A 19,090-nucleotide genomic window follows, 5' to 3' on the forward strand; every position below is an offset into this window, starting at 1 on the left:
ATAACTAATTTTGAGGTAGCCAATCTCCGAAAATACTACCGATGCTATAATGATCTTCTTCGGATCGTGACAACTGATGCGACCAATTTACCCTTTTTGACACATCGTTTCCGCCCGGGCCTGTGGATCCCAGTTCTGCGTAATAGGTCGTAAGTACTTTATCCGGAAACATCTTATCTCCCGTCCACGGATCCCATCCGTCTAGAAATATATGCCCTTCCATAAAACAGTCTATAAAAACTGTCTTTGCGTGAGGACGCCAAGGTCTTCCGAGATAAACTTTATTCACATTCGCATCCGCAGCCGTCAGTCGACATTTAACGAATACAAAACCGTAAGTACTTTCTTTGGTCGTTGACGCAGCAGTGATATAAGAATTGCGTAAGCTTTCAATTTGACATTCCTCAAAAAATGCAGTACTAGAACCAAAAATAAAATCCGTTGTACCCGCTATTTTACACCTATAGAAATAATTGCGGTTTCGATCTTTCCCCAGATACAAGGTATCTTGGTGTCCCAAAATTGTACAATTAACAACTGAAACTCGGTCTGCCTCGACATGCAGCGCAACCGCCTGTCCTACAGGACCGGCCGAATTGACAATCGTTAAATTCCTAATCGTAACATCATTTGCCAAAACAAGAAAACTGTATGAACTAAATGTTCCGAATTTTGTCAATCCACATTCATCCGGAGTAGGCCTTATTTTCCCCGAATAATCATCAAATGTGATTATCGTATTCGTGCGGTTTTCTCCTTCAAGAATAATATGCCGAAGATGAGATGGAATCACAACCTTCTCTTTATAAGTACCCGCTTTAATCCATATTTTGATCGGCTCCTCGCGAAAAGAACGAACAGAGTTAATGGCTTCTTGAATCGTTTTAAAATCTCCGTTACCTCCCTGATCGACCACAATCTGATCCGTTGTTGCTAATGCCACACTAGCGTAACACATCAGAAAAAAAACCATAAAACTTCGCATTTCCTTCATATTTTATATATACATATTATCCAACATCAATATTTTCCAACTAAGGCGCAATCTACTAAATAGATCTTTTCTATAATTTATCTACTCGAAACCAATCCACTTCGGCGAAACCAGAATCATTTATGGTTTGTTCACGCGTAGCATACAATCCCAATGTAGCACCAATCCATTTACCCGGCTTTGCTTTAAACGTTTCCCCCACTTTGTTGTACTTCTTATTATCTACACTATAATACCAATTGCAGTTTATGCCATCCGTCACCCTTACCTGCAGGTAAATGAATCCCGAGTCTATGGCCGTAACTTGCCTTACACTTTCGGCTTTTCCGGACAAGCCTTTCGTACACATACCGTGAAAAAGAGCATATCGATCGATAGTCCCTGCGATATATAATTGACTATAATCCTCCCCTACCACGATGAACCCCGCTTTTTCATTCAAATCCTTTTCATTGGCAACTAGTCTTACCTTGACTGTGGCCTTAAAATTCTCGGCCGGAAATTTCTGTGTCAATATATTTGGTACATCCAGCATATTCTTAAAATCAGTGGGAAGCTGCTGCGAATAAAGCCTGAGATAACCATTGTGGCTAGGGGTCAACCAGGTCCCATCTGGATTTGCCTGCCATTGCCATTGGAGTCCAAGTTGCTGTGTCTCAAATTCATCCGACTCGACCGGATTATTTATTGGATAGTCTTTCCCTACATTCGGCTTCTTATATTCCAGTACGGGGTTCCCTATTCCGTCGCCATCTTTGTCTTCACCTATCACCGGCCAGTCATCAACCCATTTCATGGGTTGCAAATGCACTACTCGACCCATGGCATCTTTATCTTGAAAATGGAAAAACCAGTCTTCACCCGATGGCGTATCTACCCACGCCCCCTGATGCGGACCGTTTACAACTGTTTTTCCTTGTTCCATCACCACTTTACGCTCGTAAGGCCCGTATATATTTTTAGATCGCAAAACCAATTGCCAGCCTGTAGCAACACCACCAGACGGAGCAAATAAGTAGTAATAACCGTTTCTTTTATGCACTTTCGGTCCCTCAATCGTAGGATCGATCACATGTCCATCGTACACGATCACTCCCCTATCCAGTACCTTGTCTCCGGTATCGTTTAACTTCGCAATAGCCAGCACGCTTTTGAGACCAGCCCTACTGCCAGCATAAGCAAAAGCAAGGTAATTTTTACCATCTTCATCCCAAAAAGGACAAGGATCAATAAGTCCTTTTCCCTCAAACACCAATATTGGATCTGACCAAGCTCCTGTTGGATCTGCTGCCTTCGTCATATAAATACCGTAGTCAGGATCTGGATAATAAATATAGAACTCGCCCTGGTGAAAACGTATTGCAGGCGCCCATACCCCATTACCATGTTGTACCTTTTTGAAGATATCTTCGGGGATCTGTCGCTGCAACGCATGGCCAATAATCCGCCAATTGATCATATCTTTGGAATGCAGAATCGGTAACCCAGGAGCATGGTTGAAACTAGAAGAGATCATATAATAATCATCACCTACCCTCGTCACATCAGGATCCGAATAATCGGCATCTATGACAGGGTTTTTGTACTTACCATTACCCAAATCAGGAGACCAGACCGGAGAAATATAGTTTTGAGAATAAACTGCTCCTGTGAGAAGCATACTTAAGGAACTTACTATTAATTTTATATTCATGACAACGTTGGTTTATAAAAAATGCAATCGGTTGCATCTCAAATTTAAATCAATAAGTTCTTATTCGCAATTAATTTTACGCAATCGTTGTCATCTGAATACAAAAAAGCCATACCACTCGGTATCGCTTCTCCAAAAATCATACATCATTATTTGTTTTGCGACTGTTAATAAGTTAGACGAAAGCACTAAAGCCCGTAATACTACGTCCCACTATTAACGAGTTAATTTCTTTAGTCCCTTCGTAGGAGTAGATAGCTTCCGCATCCGCCAAAAAACGTGCAACGTTATATTCTAATAATATGCCGTTTCCACCCATTACTTCTCGTGCCCTCGACACAATATCACGCGTTCGTAAGGTACAAAAGACTTTGGCTAACGAAGCGTGTTCATCTCGCAATTTGTCTTCATCCTGCAGTTCGGATAACCGAAAGACTAAGGTCTGCATGGATGTTAAATTAGACAACATTTCCACTAAGTGATTCTGGATCAACTGGAATGAGGCAATCGGCTTACCAAACTGTTTTCTTTTTAGCGTATATTCTAATGCATTCTCGTAAGCACCACGGGCACACCCCACAGCCATCCAAGCGACTCCAGCTCGTGTCATTTGCAACACCTTCGCAGTATCTTTGAAAGAATTCGCGTGCGGCAGGCGATCCGCCTCGGGTACAACGCAGTCCGTCAATGTAATTAGTCCATTTTGTACAATCCGCAACGCCATTTTCCCTTTAATCTTCTCTACATGAAACCCAGGATTTTCTTTTTTCACAATAAATCCTTTCACTTCGCCATCCCCCAAGTCTCTGGCCCATATAATGGTGATATCAGAAAAAGTAGCATTTCCAATCCATTTTTTTTGTCCATTGAGCACCCATCCATCGGCAGTTTGTTGACAGGTGGTAGTCAATCCCCCTGCCGCACCTGATCCCACTTCAGGTTCAGTAAGTCCAAATGCGCCGATTTTTTTGAACTGCTGCATTTGCGGTAACCATTCATTCTTTTGCTCTTCCGAGCCACAGGTATAGATAGATCCCATGGCAAGACCGCTCTGTACTCCTAAAAATGTAGCAATAGACGGATCTATCCGTCCAAATTCCGCAGCTATTATCCCATCCATCAATGATTTTCCACCAGCACAACCGTATCCCTCGAAGGTATAGCCGCATATATTTAATGCAGCGAGCTTAGGAATGATTTCAAACGGAAACTCATCATGCAACCAATAATTGTTGACCAAAGGTTTTATTTCAGTTTCAAGGAATGTCCGGATTTTTAACAATAGCGCCTGATCTTCCGCAGAAAGCTTATTTTCCATTCCGTAAAAATCCGCATTAATCGGCGGAAGTTCTTTTTTCCTGCCACTACCACCGGTGAGCATCTTCATTGCCATCTGCAACTGTTTTTCGTCCATTTTGGAAACAGCACCTAAAACTGCGCCCAAGTCAACCTTTTTTGAAATCTTATTAAGCTGCTCGAAATCAACGGATTTCAATAGTTTTAAAATATTTCTGATTTTATCTAACATAATTACGACTTATAAAGTGACAACATTTTTTTATCAATTTAGTTTTTTTACTGTTGTGAATCAATAAAACAATCTTATATTTGCAACAGAATAACTCTTCAATGACTTTAAAAAGCTGTTTTTCAGCTATTTACAAAAGAATAAAAAAAAGATTTATTTTTCGGGTTACCTTTTTGGAATACCGGTATTAAAGGATATAAAACAAAATTTGTTTCAATTAAATAGAAAATTAAAAGATGAAAAATTTATTCGCATTCGGATTTTTAGCATTAGCTTTAACAGTAGTTTCATGTGGTGGTGCAGAAACTAAAACTGACGCTACTACTGATTCATTAGCAAACGAAGTAGAAAACACTACTGAAAACGTTGCTGATTCATTAGAAAACGTTGCTGATTCAGTACGTTCAACTGGTGATTCTATCGCTGATTCATTACAAAACGTTCAATAATCCGAACAAGAGTTTAAAATACTCCATTAAAAGCCTGTGTTCATAAACACAGGCTTTTTTGTTTTTTTATATCTCCATTCTTGTTTATCGCAGCTGGTTTTCTTTGGTGGTCTAGCTGATATTGTCGGTGCATTCTCTGCGATTATAATTGCATATAAATGCAAATTTTTCTAAGTTTGAACAAATTACATACGACATGACATTATCTCCTTTAACAGCCGTAACTCCAGTAGACGGAAGATATCACAATAACACAAAAGAATTAGCAGCTTATTTTTCAGAATTTGCCTTAATAAAATACCGTGTACATGTAGAAGTGGAGTATTTTATTGCACTTACCGCTTCGGGCATTCCACAACTCGCTCATTTTGATGGCTCGTTAAATGAGAAATTAAGAGATATCTATCAGAATTTTTCATTAGCTGATGCTGAGTGGATCAAAAATACCGAAAAAGTAACCAATCACGATGTCAAAGCTGTAGAATACTTCTTAAAAGACCAATTCGAAAAATTAGGATTACATGATTCACTCGAATTTATCCATTTTGGATTAACGTCACAGGATATTAATAATACGGCGATTCCGTATTCGTGGAAAGAAGCCATACAAAATAGCTATATCCCAGCTATCAATGAATTACTGCAGGAGCTTAAAAGATTCTCTACTGAATGGAAAGAAATTCCTATGTTAGCCCGTACACATGGGCAGCCGGCCTCTCCAACCCGTTTAGGAAAAGAAATCCACGTATTTGTAGAACGTATTGAGAAACAATTGGAATTATTGACCCAAGTGCCTTATTCCGCAAAATTTGGTGGAGCTACAGGCAATTTCAATGCACATCAAGTCGCTTATCCGACGTACAATTGGGTCGACTTTGGAAATAAATTTGTCAATGAGCAGCTTGGTTTGAGCCGATCACAGACGACCACCCAAATTGAACACTACGACAATTTTGCAGCAAGCTGCGATGCCTTAAAGCGTATCAACAACATCATCATTGATCTTTGTCGCGACCTCTGGACATACATCTCCATGGAGTATTTCAAGCAAAAAATAACAGCCGGACAAGTAGGCTCTTCGGCTATGCCGCACAAAGTAAATCCAATCGACTTCGAAAATGCAGAAGGAAACCTGGGACTGGCAAATGCAATTTTTGAGCATTTATCGGCAAAGTTGCCTATCTCACGTTTGCAACGTGATTTAACAGATTCAACGGTCTTGCGCAATATAGGCGTTCCTTTTGCACATACCTTGATTGCTATCAAATCAACCTTAAGAGGTCTTCGCAAGTTAATTCTAAATGAATCTGCGTTAGCAAAGGATTTAGAAAATAACTGGGCGGTAGTTGCAGAAGCTATCCAAACTATTTTACGAAGAGAAGGCTATCCAAAACCATATGAAACATTGAAAGATCTGACACGTACAAATTCACATGTCACCCAGGAAACCATAGCCGTATTCGTAGACGGGCTTAATGTACCTGAAGAGGTGAAAGAAGAAATAAAAGCAGTAACGCCTGCTAATTATACAGGTGTTTCTTTCTAAGCTTTGACGAAAGAATGACGTGGATGAGTTGTATATCTGCTATATTTGAACATTAAATTTAAGAAAATGGCTACAATTAACGTATATACAGAATCAACGCCTAACCCGGCTACCATGAAGTTCTTGGTAAATAAGCTTCTTATAAATGGCAGCGTGGATTATCCCGATAGAGAAAAAGCACTATCATCTCCATTTGCAAAAGAATTATTTAAATTCAATTTTGTAAATGGGGTGTTTTTTGCGAGCAACTTTGTGACGGTCACCAAAAGTGACGATGCCGAATGGGAAGATATTGAAGCAATTTTGAAAGACTTTGTAAAAGGGGCGGTAGAATCTGAATTAAAAGTTCAGGAAGTCGTGTCAGATGAGAATGTGTCTTTTGAAGGTTCTGAAACTGAAGTTAAAATACAGCAAGTACTTCACGACTATGTTCGTCCAGCCGTAGAACAAGATGGAGGTGCTATAGCGTACAAATCATTCGAAAATGGCACAGTGACCGTCGAGTTAAGAGGTTCCTGCAGCGGGTGTCCATCTTCTACCATTACTCTTAAAGCTGGTATTGAAGGATTATTGAAAAGAATGGTACCCGAAGTGGAAGAAGTCGTTGCGGAAGCATTATAAAATACGATATGGTATTAAAGCACAAGCGGGTCGAAAATTTTCGACCCGCTTGTGCTTTAGGAAATCTACAGAAAACACTAACATATAGTACAGCTATTAAAAAACATCTTATTTTTTTAATAGCTGTACATCTTTGATAGATAAAATTTCATACAGTCCACAAAAAAAATTCTTAACTTCAACAAATTATGATTTTATGATGGCTTTTATCAATCGAATTTTCCCAATTTTACTGTGTATAAGTCTTTTTTCGAGCTGCACGACCAATACACAAGTTGATCTTATCGTCTTTAACGCAAAAATTTACACCGTCGATTCCACATTTACTACTGCGGAAGCATTTGCCGTGAAAAATGGAATTTTCATCGATATCGGCACCTCAGAAGTGATACTGAAGCGATATAAAGCAAAGGAAACGATTGATGCCAAGGGCAAGCCCGTCTACCCGGGATTTTATGATGCACATGCGCATTTTTTCATGTTTGCAGAATTGCTGGATCAGGCCGACCTGACCGGAGCTACCTCCATTGGAGAAGTTATCGATAAATTGAAGATCTATCATCTTTCACATCCAGAAAAAAAATGGATTGTCGGTGCGGGTTGGGATCAAAACCTATGGTCCGAAAAGGCATTCCCCACCAAAGATAGCCTCGACAAATATTTTCCTGATATACCTGTCTATTTATCCCGAATCGACTATCATGCCGCCTGGGTAAATTCCAAAGCATTGGGAATTGCACGATTAGACAGCGGAAAGACGGTAGAAGGTGGATTAATTATGATAGATAGCTTAGGTCATCCTGCAGGTATACTGGTGGATAATGCCACTTCTCTCGTATCCATGCATATTCCCGAAGAAGCAGAGATCAATTTATTAATGAGTTTGCGTCGCGCACAAGATTCCCTATTTTCTGTGGGTCTCACCACTATTGTCGATGCAGGTCTGAATCCCGATCAATTGGAAATTTTAACAAAATTTTATGCGCAGGATTCCTTAAAAATCAGAGATTATGCGATGATACTGGCCGAGCCTAATGATATTGAAAATTATATCCGCCAAGGTGTCTATGATTCCGACCGCCTAAGCATCAAATCCGTAAAGCTAATGGCAGATGGTGCTTTAGGTTCACGCGGAGCCTGTCTTTTAGAACATTACCATGATCATCCTTCTAAAGGTTTTTTACTTCGCAGCCCCGCCGAATTTGATGAAACGATTCGATTATTAGCAAACAGTCCGTTTCAGGTAAATACGCATGCCATTGGCGATTCTGCTAACCGGCTGATTCTGGATGCCTACGGCAAACATCTTAAAGACAGCAAAAGTCGTAGATGGCGGATCGAACATGCCCAGGTAATTGCTCCAGACGACTTTAAAAAATTTAATAAATTTCATATTATTCCATCCATCCAACCTACGCATGCCACCTCAGACATGTATTGGGCAGAAGAACGTTTAGGTGCCGAACGCATCAAAGGGGCATATGCCTATAAGGAATTATTGCAGCAATATGGTCTCGTCGCACTGGGAAGTGACTTTCCCGTGGAACACTTCAATCCCCTATACGGCTTCCATGCCGCTGTTGCCCGCGTGGATAAAACCGGATTTCCCGGTGGAGGATTCCAAATGGAAAATGCGCTCACTCGCGAAGAAGCCCTCCGTGGCATGACGATCTGGGCAGCATTTTCTTGTTTTCAGGAACGGAAAAGAGGATCGATTGAAAAGGGGAAAGATGCCGACTTTGTGATTCTGGAAGATGATATTATGACAGCACCGGATAATGCGTTACGGGACATCAAAACTTTACGAACAATAATAGCAGGAGAAACAGTCTTTTTAAGAGATTAAAGAACGATCTTAATCTGCCTTTACATTTTCAAATGCGGCCGATTCAAGTATCTCCATGTTTTTGGATAAAAATTTCTGCAAAGAAATATTTTCATCCAAAGCTTTTTCGTATTTATTTGTTTTCAGATTATATTTCCAATAAATCAATTTCAACAATTCTGTTGACTTGAGGCTTCCCCCTTTTCCAGGAATAACAGAAATAACATTTCCTTGCAAATCTCTTATAATAAAATACCGTGATAAATCGTGAAAATCCACCTGTTTTCCAGTCGTTGGAATAACACTCGGAAATATTTTCGTAATCCAAAAAGATTGAATGGTATTATTCGGCCCATAATAAAAAATAGCATGGTTACCATAATCGAATGGAACGACTTTATTTGAAGTAAACCTACTATAGATGCTTTCTGCTTTAATCGGAACCAACACAACGGCCTGTCCGTTACTTTTTGTCTGTACGGTATTAAAGTCCCAATAAAGCTGTGGATTTAGTTGCATTACCGTAGCCTTTCTCGTCGACGCTCCGATCGATTTTTCATAATGTGCTTTGGCAACATCCAATGTCATATCCTGTCCCGATACGGTAAAGCCAAACAACAGCAAAAAAATCAAAATAAGATTATTCATAAGCTCGCTCGCTTTTTTACTGCATATCAAACAAGTGCTTTTCAGCATGGTAAGACGAACGCACCAGCGGTCCTGATTCGACATATTTGAATCCCATTTCTAAACCGATTTGCTTGTATTTATCAAATTGAGCGGGTGTAATCCAATCCAGTACAGGATGATGTGCTTTTGTCGGTTGCAAATATTGTCCTAGCGTAAGGATATTAACACCTACATTATACAGATCCTGCATTGCTTCGATTACATCTGCTTCCGTTTCGCCTAATCCCAGCATGATTCCCGATTTTGTACGCAAGCCGGCTTCGGAAATGCGGCGCAGACATTCCAATGATCGATCATATTTGGCTTGAATACGCACCTCTTTGGTTAATCGACGAACAGTTTCCAAATTATGTGACACCACTTCCGGACGGACGGCGAGTACACGATCTAGATTATCCCAATGACCTTTAAAATCCGGGATTAATGTTTCCAAAGTCGTTTCCGGACTTTCGCGACGTATCGCATTGATGGTTTCGGCCCAGATGGTAGAACCACCATCTTTCAGGTCATCGCGATCTACAGAAGTAATCACACAATGTTTTACCTGCATTAATTTGACAGACTGCGCTACACGATTTGGTTCGTCCATGTCCACAGCCAACGGTCTACCTGTTGCTACTGCACAGAAGGAACAAGAGCGTGTACATATATTACCTAATATCATAAATGTAGCCGTACCAGCACCCCAACATTCGCCCATATTAGGACAATTACCACTTTCACAGATGGTATGCAATTTATGCTCGTCTACCAAACTACGAACATGGCGGTACTCTTTACCGACCGGTAATTTAACACGTAACCAATCTGGTTTACGCTGCGTCTCAGTAACAGGTATTACAGGTAGTTCTATCATGCTACAAAGTTAACGATAATTCACATATGCTGTAATAGAATTATTGTTATTCCATTATCATAATTCCATAAAATGCACAAAGCCCCTTGCATAAGCAAGAGGCTTCATATAACATCTAAATTCTCACACTAGAACTGGAAACCAACTCCGAATGACCAAACCCTGTTGGACACTGTTTCATCAGCGTTAGGAGCAAGTTGAGTAAGACCAAGATTATAACCAGCGTTCAGTAAAAAACCATTTGCCAATTTATAACCGGCCATAAAATTTGCACCAGCATCAATCACATTCATATCTTTATCATCGCCTGAAAATTCTAAATCCCAGTCTGTCTCGCCGGCATAGTCTCCTAAATTCCCTTTTAACTTATCTTTTCCACTGACGTTAAACCCAATATAAGGTCCAGCTCCGAGGAAAACGCTGCCAGATCCCGCAGGAATCCAATACACCGCATTAACAGGGATTTCCACAGACATCACGTTGCGAGCAAACTCCGCTTCTGCCATACCTTCATAATTCTCATAATATTTAGTACCTTTTCCCTGCAACGATACGCCTGGTTGAATAGAAAAATTCGTTGCTACTGGAAGATCAGCAAAACCCGTAACGTGAAACGACGTATTATTCTTTTGATCATCTCCTAAATTACTGTATTTACCTAAGTTCACACCAGCTTTTAAACCGTAACTTACTTGAGCTTGTACCCCTGCAGCTAATAACATTGCCGCGCCAAAAGAAAGTAATAATTTTTTCATAATAATCTTTTTAAATTTTAAAACTGTTTATGCCTACACTACGTAGGACAGGTAGTATCTATCAAGTATTAGACCAAAAAGCAAATACAGCTACAAATTAAAAAATAAAACACTACTAATCAATAAATTAAAAGAAAACAAAGAAGCCTCCAAGCAATTTTTGAAGAAAGGGCTGGCCTACCTGATAACAAAAACAAAAAACACCTTCACCATAATTAGCAAACGAAATTCAATGCTCAAATAATTTCCAATTAATATTTGCCATTTTAAAAATTAAGCGTTACTTTTGCATGCCCACGATGGGAAAAGGTCGGATGGCCGAGTGGCTAGGCAGAGGTCTGCAAAACCTCGTACAGCGGTTCGAATCCGCTTCCGACCTCGTTTAGATTTTGTACAAAAAAAATATTAAATAAAATGGGAGTTACACGTTTAAAAAGAAAAGACAGAAGAAACAAAACTGTTTCACGTGTTGAAGTTCAGTTTCTGAACCTAGGCCGTAATATCGAATTAGGAAGTCGTTCGAAAATGCCTAAACACAGTCAAATTGTGAAAAACAACGCGATATTAGCCACATTAGCTACAGAAGCGGAGTAAACTAATAAAATATAAGAAAGAGATCTGTGAAAATAGATCTCTTTTTTTTTGTGCCTTATAAATTCCATAAAAAACAGGTAGCCGCTAAGACTACCCATTTATAAGATCCCAACGTATAAACTAGTCTTGAATAGCTTTTACACCAGGCAATACTTTACCTTCCATATATTCCAATAATGCCCCTCCACCTGTGCTTACGTAGCTCACGTGCTCCGTCATGCCAAATTTAGATACCGCAGCAGCAGAATCTCCACCGCCTATTAAAGAGAATGCACCACGTTCCGTAGCAGCGACTATCGCATCGGCCACAGCCCGTGTCCCTTTTGCAAACGTATCAAATTCGAATACACCCATTGGTCCATTCCACAATATCGTGTTAGACGCGCTAATTACCTCTGCAAAATGAACTCCCGATTCAGCTCCAATATCTAGCCCTTGTCTATCTGCGGGAATTTCGTCGTTAGGTCCGTCGTATACTTCCGCATCATTCGCAAAGCGATCTGCGATCTGTGCATCCGTAGGCAATACTAAATTAACACCTTTTTGTTCCGCTTTTTTCACCAGCTCATTTGCCAGGTCTAATTTATCCAACTCCACCAACGATTTACCAATTTCGCCACCTTTGGCCTTCACAAAGGTGTAGGCCATACCACCGCCTATAATCAAGTTATCTACTTTGTCCAACAAAGCATCGATTAATTCCAATTTATCAGACACCTTGGCACCACCCATTATAGCCGTAAATGGTCTCTGTGGATCATTTAATACTTTCTCTGCATTGTTAATCTCCGCAGCCATCAAGTATCCAACATACTTCGCTTCTGGAAAAAATTGTGCTATTACCGCAGTAGAAGCATGTGCTCTATGCGCTGTTCCGAATGCATCATTCACATATACATCGGCCAATTGAGCAAGCTTTTCAGCAAAATCTTTATCTCCTTTTTCTTCCTCTTTGTAAAAACGAAGGTTTTCCAACAACAGAACTTCTCCTGACTTCAACCCCGCCGCTTTTTGTAAGGCCTCCTCACCGATACAATCGTTCGCAAATTTAACATCCACACCAACAACATCCGAAAGGTAAGAGACGATGTGTTTTAAAGAGTATTTGTCCGTTGGCCCCTCTTTAGGCCTTCCCAAATGAGACATCAAAATCACCGATCCACCATCATTCAAAATTTTCTTTATAGTTGGTAAAGCGCCTTGAATACGATTGTCATCCGTAATATTAAAATTGTCATCCAAGGGAACATTAAAATCCACACGAACTAATGCTTTTTTTCCGTTGAAGTCCAAACTATCAATTGTTTTCATCTTATTTATTTTTTATTGCTGTATTTATTTTTTTGTTACGATCTATGAATTTGCTTACGACTAATATATCTCTATAGTATAAGGTATCCGTGCTTGCATACCCGTATTTTGTAATGCATTTCGGATTTCAAATATGTATTTATGGTAATCCCCTATCTCTTCCGCAAATAACCATGTCTTTATTTTTTCTTTTGATGTCGAAAGGATGCTGCTCAATGGATCCTCTTTTTCCGGAAGTTCAATAATGGCGTAATCTTTCAATTTAGCCTTATATGCCGCAGCCTGTACCGCTCGCTGTACATCGCCGATCTTATCAACCAATCCCAACTCCAACGCTTGACTTCCCGTCCACACCCTTCCTTGACCTATACTATCCACCCGCTCCACCGAAATCTTCCTTCCATCAGCTACCCGTTGCATAAAGGTATTATATACCCGTCCAACTTCCATCTGCACGATAGATCGTTCTTCCGCTGTCATGGGTCTATCCACATCCGACATTAAGTTTGAAAATTTACCGGTTGATACTTCATCCACATGTATCCCCAGTTTATCATTCAATAACCCTTTAAAATTAGGAATTACACCAAATACTCCGATGGAACCCGTAAGGGTGTTTTCTTCGGCAAAAATAGAATCTGCGGCAGCTGCTATATAATATCCTCCTGAAGCAGCATAATCTCCCATCGAAATCATGACCGGTTTTGTCTTCCTGGTTAGATCAACCTCTCTCCAGATAACGTCCGACGCCAAAGCGGATCCTCCCGGTGAATTCACCCGCAGTACGACCCCTTTGATATCATCATCCTTTCTCAATTTACGCAGTTCCCTTGATAATTTATCCCCACCTATCGAACCGATGGATCCTTCTCCATCCACGATATTTCCATAGGCATACAATACGGCTATCTTGCTTTTGGAGCTGTTTGCTTTTCCTTTTGGCGAATAAGCAAGCAGCGACACCGCTGAAATGTCCTTATCTTTCGCAATCTTTAAGCGGTCTTTGATTTCATCCAACAATTCATCCTTATATAGTTTTGCATCCGCAAACTTATAATTAACAGCATCATCTGCATTACGCACGAGATAAGCATCAGCGATATGGCCCAAAGAATCAATAGAAATCTTTCTTCCTTCTGCTATATCTTTTAAAAATGAAGAATAAATACTACTCAAGTAAGATGTTACCTGTTCGCGATTCGCAGGGCTCATTTCATTTAGCATGAACGGTTCCACAGCAGACTTGTACGTACCTACCTTTACAACCTGCATCTCTACCCCCAATTTATCCAATGCATCTTTCATAAATACGACGGAAGAACTTAATCCTCTAAAATCTATTGCTCCTTGCGGATTAACATAAATTTTATCTGCTACCGATGCCAGATAATAAGCCTTTTGCGAATACCCTTCGCTATAAGCTACGATAAATTTCTTTGAAGTCTTAAAATCGACCAACGCATCACGTATTTCTTTCAAACTTGCAAATCCCACGTTAATCGTAGAGGGATTGAGGAATATCCCTTTGATATTATCATCTTCTTTTGCCGCCTTTACTCTGGTCAATATATCATTGAGTCCTATCGATTTCGCTGCTCCATATCCCGGAATATTTAAATCACCTAGCGGGTTGGATTCGGTTTTTTCCACTATATTATGGTTTAAACTCATGTAGAGTACCGAATTATCGGGCACTGCGGCGGTCGATTGAGAAGTCGATTGTTGTACCAATGCGCCAATAAACACCAGAACAACAAAGAAAATAATTACAAAAGTGATAAGCACACCAATTATGGTGGCAAATATGTGTTTTAAAAAATCCATTTTGAAAATATATTTTAATCCTATAAATTAAAGAAATATATTTGATTTTTACAGCATTTAGTGGCATATAATCAAATAATATTCTATGAACGTCGTATTTCTTCTATTGGGAGCTAATTTAGGATCCCCCTTAAAACAACTCGAACTAGCCCAAAAAATGCTGGTAGAAAACGTAGGCAAGCTTCATTCCGAATCTGGGGTATATGAATCAGAAGCGTGGGGAGTGGAAGACCAGCCGAAATTTTTAAATAAAGTTATACATTTGAGTACCCCTTTCGATCCGCACAAAACACTCGCCATCTGCCAAAATGTAGAAGATACATTAGGACGTGTTAGAAAAGAAAAATGGGGGAGCCGCATAATCGACATTGACATACTTTATTATAATTCAGAAGTGCTCGACGAACCCTTTTTAAAAATACCCCACCCTTATTTACATCTACGTAAGTTCACCTTGGTACCCTTGGTGGAAATAGCACCACACGGAATACACCCCGTATTGAAATATACGAACGAAGAATTATTGCTTCGTTGCAGCGACCCCTTAAACGTCAATAGGATATAACAATGACATATCGAATCATAAAACCCGAGATCATACAATCCTCGATGATGAACAATACAGCAATGATCAAGCAATTTCTGGAGCTCTACATCCTTCAGACACCTGTTGATTTCAAACATATTGCTATAGCCATGTCTAACAAAAACAAGGCAGAGATCGCACAGTATGCACACCATATCAAACCCACTATGGAATATATTGGCGCTTCTGATATACGGGCCAATTTTCAAGAACTTGAAACATTAGCAAAATCTGATGCACCTCTGATAGAGCTGGAGAATAGCTTTAATACAATTGATAGTCAATTCAGACGTTTAATGTCCGAATTGGAATCATATTTAGACAGTCTCAGCTAATATTTTGCTTGCGACCTGTCATAAGTGCATTCCAAATGTTATGGCATTGTCGATTAATAAGTTTACTGGGTCAATGATCAGATGCTACTATTTACATTTACAAATTCCACCCAGATTTGTTATTTATGTACAAAAAACAAAATTGGTCGTCTCTAAACAAAGTGACCAAAACTCTGTTGGACCAACCTAGCGAGTTCTTCAACTGGAACCTGAGGTTCCGGACCATCCTCCGTAGTCCACATGCGGGTGCTCATATTAAATTTTAGGTGATATGCTTCCTGCTGTCCCGACTCGAGTACGGTAAAAAAGTGTGTCTTTGGATCGTAGGTTACGTCGAATATAATGGTCCGTCCGTCCAGGTGATGTTCAAATTTTCTATTGAAGTCCATATGCTTTATTTATACTGCGTTCTTTCTTAACCTAGAACCAAATCCATGCCATGAAATATTTTTTTACTTTATTTTTGTATCGTAATCTGGAGTATGCCGAAGGTTTGCCCTATGGTCGGTTCGAAGCATCCACTTATGGATTTATGTCTTTCGCCATCAATCAAGAACAACTGCAGGCGCAATGCATTGATCATGAGGGAAAAACCGTGTATAGCACCCGTATTCTTATTAACCCCTAGCACAAGATGAGGCCGTCTCAAAACAAATGAGACAGCTTTTTTATGCACCGTCTTTTATTTCGTTGCAGACAAACCCCCACATTCCTCCAGTTATTTTCCTTTTCCGTCGAAAAAATAAACGATAAGCATGATGGCAGGCACAGTACCCGTATTTTTTGGTGTATGCGAAATTCTGCCGTCAAAGAAAATCGAATCCCCCGCCTCCAATGCAACCGTGCGGTCCGGAAAAATATATTCCACTTTCCCCGAGACCATATATTTATATTCAAACGCTTCCGTTTCTACCATAGGTCTTGTCGCATCCGGTGCCAGCTCCAATAAGACGATATCTAATGTAGAACTGTCAATTGTCGACGCAAGAATACGTTGGTATTGAAATCCGATTGCATGTTCTTTCTCGAAATTCTCATATTCCTGTTTCTTACGGACTATGATCGGCCCCCCATCGTTGTTTGTTTTAAAATCCTGAAAAAATTCATTCAGATCAACATCCAAAGCATTTACAATATTAATCAGCACAAAAAGGGATGGTACCGTACGGTTGTTTTCAATCTGAGAGATCAGTCCCTTACTCACACCGGCCTTATCCGCCAGTTCCTGTATGGTAATGGATTTATCTTTTCGGATCTCCTTTATTTTAGCACTTATTTTAAATACCGTGTTATCTTCCATAGCCTTTTGTTTGTAAGTTAGGCAAAAATAGCTATTTGTAAGTAGAAACAGCGCAAATAAACTGCAATAAGCGTTTAGCTAAAGTAAACAAATTGTTAATTATTATTTACCCTCCTCGAAAACAAGCGCACAGGCACACAATCAGTACAGTATTCTTACGTATTGCATTACATAATATTTATAAATACTAAACAAATGTTTATATTTGCAATATATACGTTTCACTTTATAACAGCGCAAGTTGAATACACATTAAAACATGATAGCAGTAGAAAAAAACGATAAAATTAAAATGGTGGTATGCGATATGGCGGGTACCACAGTTGACGAGGATAACCTCGTATATAAAACACTACATAAGGCAATCAATCACCACGGTTACCCTGTATCGCTGGAGGATGTATTGGCAAAAGGTGCCGGAAAAGAAAAAAAGCAAGCTATTGAGGCGATTTTAACAAGCGGTGCCGAGAAAGTCGATCCATCCGTTATCGAGCTGATGTTCCAAGATTTCTTACAGTTACTCGACCAGGCCTACAAAACAGCGGCTATATCCGCACAAGCTAATGCCTCAGATTTCTTTCAAGCATTACAGAAAAAAAACATCCGTATCGTGCTGAATACGGGCTACAACAAACACACCGCCGAAACCCTGCTCCAGCAGTTGGACTGGAAAGTGGGCCGTGATATCGATGCCTTGGTCACCGCAGACGATGTAGTTCGTAATCGCCCCCACCCCGACATGATTCTGTTTGCCATGGAGCAATTCGGTATTGACTCTGGTCAGGCCGTTGCAAAGATTGGAGATTCGGCAGTAGATATCGCAGAGGGGCAAAATGCGGGCTGTAGATTCAGCATCGGAATCACGACCGGTGCACACAGCGTCGAGCAATTAAGCCAGGCCAACCCCAGCCATATCGTTGACAACCTGCTCGAAGTCTTACCGCTACTAGAACAATAAAAAGCAGGTATTCGAATAAAAATCTCATAGCTTATGCTTTCTAAAAAATATGATTTAATTGTAGTAGGTGGTGGTATCCTAGGCACCTTCCACGCCTATCATGCCCTGTTAAGAGGACTTGAAGTTCTGCAGCTCGAGAAAGACAACTTTCCAGTCGGGTCCACAGCCCGCAATTTCGGCCAGGTCGTACCCTCCGGGATGGCTGGCGAATGGTTTGACTACGGCGTACGTGGTTTGGAGATATACCAATCTATTCAGCGGGAGTTCGACATCTCGGTGAGAAACAACGGCAGCTATTACATTGCGTCCGATCACGAAGAAACGCAGGTGATGCACGAACTAGCCGCACACTATAACCGCAAAGGCTACGCCCACGCCGTCTGGAATCAAGCACAGGTATGTGCCAAATTTCCAGACCTTCGGCCAGATTACGTGAAGGAAGCGATTGTGTTCGAGCAAGAACTCAGTGTCGAACCCGAAACCATGATCCGCCGTCTTCATCAGTACCTGAAACAAAAATTTGCAAAATATACCCTGCAATACGACACCACCGTATTAGCCTGTGAGAGCCATGCGAGCGGTGCCACCATCAGCACGACGAATCAGCAGGAATTCCAAGCCGAAAAAGTCATCATCTGTAATGGCTATGAATTTAAATTGCTCTATAGGGATTTATTCGACGACAGTGGGTTACAGATCAGCAAACTGCAAATGTTACGTACACAGCCCTTGCCCCACATTAAGCTACCGGGAAATATCTTAACCGGTTTAACGATCAGGCGATACGAAAGCTTCGAAGCCTATTGCCCTTCCTTTCAGCAACTGAGCATACCCGAACATTACGAAGAGCTAAAAAAATGGGGTATCCATATCCTGTTCAAACAAGCACTCGACGGAAGCATTATCATCGGAGATTCGCACGAGTACGCCTTGGGAACACAACTCGAAGAACTTGGATTTTCGATCAGTACGCACATTAATCAACTGATGTTGGAAGAAGCTAATCGGATCTTACCCATTGATCCGCGGCAGATCGCTACTTCTTGGGCAGGATTCTATGCACAGCATCAAGACCATATCGTAGAGAAGGATATTGACAATCGCATCCATATCCGTACCGGCATCGGAGGTAAAGGGATGACCGCCAGTGCAGGGTACGCGGAGCAAAGCATCGCGAACTTATATAATATCTAGCCACAGGCATCATAAACAAATGGTTCCACAC

20 protein-coding genes and 1 tRNA gene are annotated in these 19,090 nt (G+C 40.5%); 11 read left to right on the forward strand and 10 right to left on the reverse strand.

The window, feature by feature from the left end; translation table 11 throughout:
- Window positions 1–4: 4 nt before the first annotated feature.
- The 3 genes from C4F40_RS09015 to C4F40_RS09025 form a co-directional block, all read right to left on the reverse strand.
- On the reverse strand, window positions 5–985 hold the full coding sequence (locus C4F40_RS09015; protein WP_231389974.1) for a pectinesterase family protein: 981 nt from the start codon (window positions 983–985) through the stop codon (window positions 5–7).
- A 79-nt stretch (window positions 986–1,064) separates the two neighbouring features.
- Window positions 1,065–2,687 carry a glycoside hydrolase family 43 protein gene (locus C4F40_RS09020; protein WP_196938992.1) on the reverse strand — a complete coding sequence of 541 codons (1,623 nt, stop codon included), beginning with the start codon at window positions 2,685–2,687 and terminating at the stop codon, window positions 1,065–1,067.
- Between the two features lie 175 nt (window positions 2,688–2,862).
- Window positions 2,863–4,215: an acyl-CoA dehydrogenase family protein gene (locus C4F40_RS09025; RefSeq protein ID WP_196938993.1), complete on the reverse strand. Its 1,353-nt coding sequence runs from the start codon at window positions 4,213–4,215 to the stop codon at window positions 2,863–2,865.
- A gap of 236 nt (window positions 4,216–4,451) precedes the next feature.
- Between C4F40_RS09025 and C4F40_RS09030 the strand changes: the two genes are divergently transcribed.
- The 4 genes from C4F40_RS09030 (at window position 4,452) to C4F40_RS09045 (ending at window position 8,677) form a co-directional block, all read left to right on the forward strand.
- Window positions 4,452–4,664, forward strand: a complete 213-nt coding sequence (locus C4F40_RS09030) for a hypothetical protein (protein WP_196938994.1) — start codon at window positions 4,452–4,454, stop codon at window positions 4,662–4,664.
- Between the two features lie 196 nt (window positions 4,665–4,860).
- Window positions 4,861–6,210 (forward strand): adenylosuccinate lyase, encoded by a 1,350-nt coding sequence (gene purB, locus C4F40_RS09035; RefSeq protein ID WP_196938995.1) that lies wholly within the window; start codon window positions 4,861–4,863, stop codon window positions 6,208–6,210.
- 66 nt (window positions 6,211–6,276) lie between these two features.
- Window positions 6,277–6,831, forward strand: coding sequence for a NifU family protein (locus C4F40_RS09040; RefSeq protein WP_196938996.1), 555 nt, complete (start codon window positions 6,277–6,279; stop codon window positions 6,829–6,831).
- Window positions 6,832–7,027: 196 nt separating this feature from the next.
- A complete protein-coding gene (locus C4F40_RS09045) occupies window positions 7,028–8,677 on the forward strand; it encodes an amidohydrolase (protein WP_231389975.1) in 1,650 nt (549 codons plus the stop codon).
- Between the two features lie 9 nt (window positions 8,678–8,686).
- Here the strand turns inward: C4F40_RS09045 and C4F40_RS09050 are convergent, their stop codons facing one another.
- From C4F40_RS09050 to C4F40_RS09060, 3 genes are all read right to left on the reverse strand, one after another.
- Complete coding sequence (locus C4F40_RS09050; RefSeq protein WP_196938997.1) at window positions 8,687–9,304, reverse strand: hypothetical protein; 618 nt, start codon at window positions 9,302–9,304, stop codon at window positions 8,687–8,689.
- A 16-nt stretch (window positions 9,305–9,320) separates the two neighbouring features.
- Window positions 9,321–10,202, reverse strand: a complete 882-nt coding sequence (gene lipA / locus C4F40_RS09055; protein WP_196938998.1) for a lipoyl synthase — start codon at window positions 10,200–10,202, stop codon at window positions 9,321–9,323.
- Window positions 10,203–10,330: 128 nt separating this feature from the next.
- Entirely contained in the window at window positions 10,331–10,957 is a 627-nt protein-coding gene (locus C4F40_RS09060) for a porin family protein (RefSeq protein WP_196938999.1), read from the reverse strand.
- A gap of 308 nt (window positions 10,958–11,265) precedes the next feature.
- On the opposite strand from C4F40_RS09060, the gene C4F40_RS09065 reads away from it, so the two are divergent.
- Together C4F40_RS09065 and C4F40_RS09070 are read left to right on the forward strand one after the other, a co-directional pair.
- A tRNA-Cys gene (locus C4F40_RS09065) sits at window positions 11,266–11,336 on the forward strand.
- A 35-nt stretch (window positions 11,337–11,371) separates the two neighbouring features.
- Window positions 11,372–11,551, forward strand: coding sequence for a spore protein (locus C4F40_RS09070; RefSeq protein ID WP_196939000.1), 180 nt, complete (start codon window positions 11,372–11,374; stop codon window positions 11,549–11,551).
- Between the two features lie 120 nt (window positions 11,552–11,671).
- On the opposite strand, the gene C4F40_RS09075 is transcribed toward C4F40_RS09070, so the two are convergent.
- Complete coding sequence (locus C4F40_RS09075) at window positions 11,672–12,862, reverse strand: phosphoglycerate kinase (RefSeq protein WP_270049217.1); 1,191 nt, start codon at window positions 12,860–12,862, stop codon at window positions 11,672–11,674.
- Window positions 12,863–12,922: 60 nt separating this feature from the next.
- Window positions 12,923–14,686: a signal peptide peptidase SppA gene (gene sppA / locus C4F40_RS09080; protein WP_196939001.1), complete on the reverse strand. Its 1,764-nt coding sequence runs from the start codon at window positions 14,684–14,686 to the stop codon at window positions 12,923–12,925.
- A gap of 85 nt (window positions 14,687–14,771) precedes the next feature.
- Here sppA and folK point away from each other — a divergent pair, with 85 nt between their 5' ends.
- Both folK and C4F40_RS09090 read left to right on the forward strand, forming a co-directional pair.
- Window positions 14,772–15,251 carry a 2-amino-4-hydroxy-6-hydroxymethyldihydropteridine diphosphokinase gene (gene folK, locus C4F40_RS09085; protein WP_196939002.1) on the forward strand — a complete coding sequence of 160 codons (480 nt, stop codon included), beginning with the start codon at window positions 14,772–14,774 and terminating at the stop codon, window positions 15,249–15,251.
- A 2-nt stretch (window positions 15,252–15,253) separates the two neighbouring features.
- Complete coding sequence (locus tag C4F40_RS09090) at window positions 15,254–15,607, forward strand: hypothetical protein (protein WP_196939003.1); 354 nt, start codon at window positions 15,254–15,256, stop codon at window positions 15,605–15,607.
- Between the two features lie 152 nt (window positions 15,608–15,759).
- Here C4F40_RS09090 and C4F40_RS09095 read toward each other — a convergent pair whose 3' ends face one another.
- Window positions 15,760–15,996 carry a hypothetical protein gene (locus tag C4F40_RS09095; RefSeq protein ID WP_196939004.1) on the reverse strand — a complete coding sequence of 79 codons (237 nt, stop codon included), beginning with the start codon at window positions 15,994–15,996 and terminating at the stop codon, window positions 15,760–15,762.
- A 50-nt stretch (window positions 15,997–16,046) separates the two neighbouring features.
- Here C4F40_RS09095 and C4F40_RS09100 point away from each other — a divergent pair, with 50 nt between their 5' ends.
- The gene (locus C4F40_RS09100) at window positions 16,047–16,235 is read left to right on the forward strand and encodes a hypothetical protein (protein WP_196939005.1); all 189 of its coding nucleotides are present in this window, start codon (window positions 16,047–16,049) and stop codon (window positions 16,233–16,235) included.
- Between the two features lie 90 nt (window positions 16,236–16,325).
- Here C4F40_RS09100 and C4F40_RS09105 read toward each other — a convergent pair whose 3' ends face one another.
- Window positions 16,326–16,907: a helix-turn-helix domain-containing protein gene (locus C4F40_RS09105; protein WP_196939006.1), complete on the reverse strand. Its 582-nt coding sequence runs from the start codon at window positions 16,905–16,907 to the stop codon at window positions 16,326–16,328.
- 292 nt (window positions 16,908–17,199) lie between these two features.
- On the opposite strand from C4F40_RS09105, the gene C4F40_RS09110 reads away from it, so the two are divergent.
- Together C4F40_RS09110 and C4F40_RS09115 are read left to right on the forward strand one after the other, a co-directional pair.
- A complete protein-coding gene (locus tag C4F40_RS09110; RefSeq protein ID WP_231389976.1) occupies window positions 17,200–17,865 on the forward strand; it encodes a phosphonatase-like hydrolase in 666 nt (221 codons plus the stop codon).
- A 33-nt stretch (window positions 17,866–17,898) separates the two neighbouring features.
- On the forward strand, window positions 17,899–19,059 hold the full coding sequence (locus tag C4F40_RS09115; protein WP_196939008.1) for a TIGR03364 family FAD-dependent oxidoreductase: 1,161 nt from the start codon (window positions 17,899–17,901) through the stop codon (window positions 19,057–19,059).
- Window positions 19,060–19,090 lie beyond the last annotated feature (31 nt).

The organism is Sphingobacterium pedocola (assembly GCF_015209965.1).
Lineage (GTDB): Bacteria > Bacteroidota > Bacteroidia > Sphingobacteriales > Sphingobacteriaceae > Sphingobacterium > Sphingobacterium pedocola.

Excerpts from the sequence above, each read along its gene's own strand:
- C4F40_RS09015 (WP_231389974.1), bottom strand. The coding sequence starts at position 985 with ATGCGAAGTTTTATGGTTTTTTTTCTGATGTGTTACGCTAGTGTGGCA.
- C4F40_RS09020 (WP_196938992.1), bottom strand. The coding sequence starts at position 2,687 with ATGAATATAAAATTAATAGTAAGTTCCTTAAGTATGCTTCTCACAGGA.
- C4F40_RS09025 (WP_196938993.1), bottom strand. The coding sequence starts at position 4,215 with ATGTTAGATAAAATCAGAAATATTTTAAAACTATTGAAATCCGTTGAT.
- C4F40_RS09030 (WP_196938994.1), top strand. The coding sequence starts at position 4,452 with ATGAAAAATTTATTCGCATTCGGATTTTTAGCATTAGCTTTAACAGTA.
- purB (WP_196938995.1), top strand. The coding sequence starts at position 4,861 with ATGACATTATCTCCTTTAACAGCCGTAACTCCAGTAGACGGAAGATAT.
- C4F40_RS09040 (WP_196938996.1), top strand. The coding sequence starts at position 6,277 with ATGGCTACAATTAACGTATATACAGAATCAACGCCTAACCCGGCTACC.
- C4F40_RS09045 (WP_231389975.1), top strand. The coding sequence starts at position 7,028 with ATGATGGCTTTTATCAATCGAATTTTCCCAATTTTACTGTGTATAAGT.
- C4F40_RS09050 (WP_196938997.1), bottom strand. The coding sequence starts at position 9,304 with ATGAATAATCTTATTTTGATTTTTTTGCTGTTGTTTGGCTTTACCGTA.
- lipA (WP_196938998.1), bottom strand. The coding sequence starts at position 10,202 with ATGATAGAACTACCTGTAATACCTGTTACTGAGACGCAGCGTAAACCA.
- C4F40_RS09060 (WP_196938999.1), bottom strand. The coding sequence starts at position 10,957 with ATGAAAAAATTATTACTTTCTTTTGGCGCGGCAATGTTATTAGCTGCA.
- C4F40_RS09070 (WP_196939000.1), top strand. The coding sequence starts at position 11,372 with ATGGGAGTTACACGTTTAAAAAGAAAAGACAGAAGAAACAAAACTGTT.
- C4F40_RS09075 (WP_270049217.1), bottom strand. The coding sequence starts at position 12,862 with ATGAAAACAATTGATAGTTTGGACTTCAACGGAAAAAAAGCATTAGTT.
- sppA (WP_196939001.1), bottom strand. The coding sequence starts at position 14,686 with ATGGATTTTTTAAAACACATATTTGCCACCATAATTGGTGTGCTTATC.
- folK (WP_196939002.1), top strand. The coding sequence starts at position 14,772 with ATGAACGTCGTATTTCTTCTATTGGGAGCTAATTTAGGATCCCCCTTA.
- C4F40_RS09090 (WP_196939003.1), top strand. The coding sequence starts at position 15,254 with ATGACATATCGAATCATAAAACCCGAGATCATACAATCCTCGATGATG.
- C4F40_RS09095 (WP_196939004.1), bottom strand. The coding sequence starts at position 15,996 with ATGGACTTCAATAGAAAATTTGAACATCACCTGGACGGACGGACCATT.
- C4F40_RS09100 (WP_196939005.1), top strand. The coding sequence starts at position 16,047 with ATGAAATATTTTTTTACTTTATTTTTGTATCGTAATCTGGAGTATGCC.
- C4F40_RS09105 (WP_196939006.1), bottom strand. The coding sequence starts at position 16,907 with ATGGAAGATAACACGGTATTTAAAATAAGTGCTAAAATAAAGGAGATC.
- C4F40_RS09110 (WP_231389976.1), top strand. The coding sequence starts at position 17,200 with ATGGTGGTATGCGATATGGCGGGTACCACAGTTGACGAGGATAACCTC.
- C4F40_RS09115 (WP_196939008.1), top strand. The coding sequence starts at position 17,899 with ATGCTTTCTAAAAAATATGATTTAATTGTAGTAGGTGGTGGTATCCTA.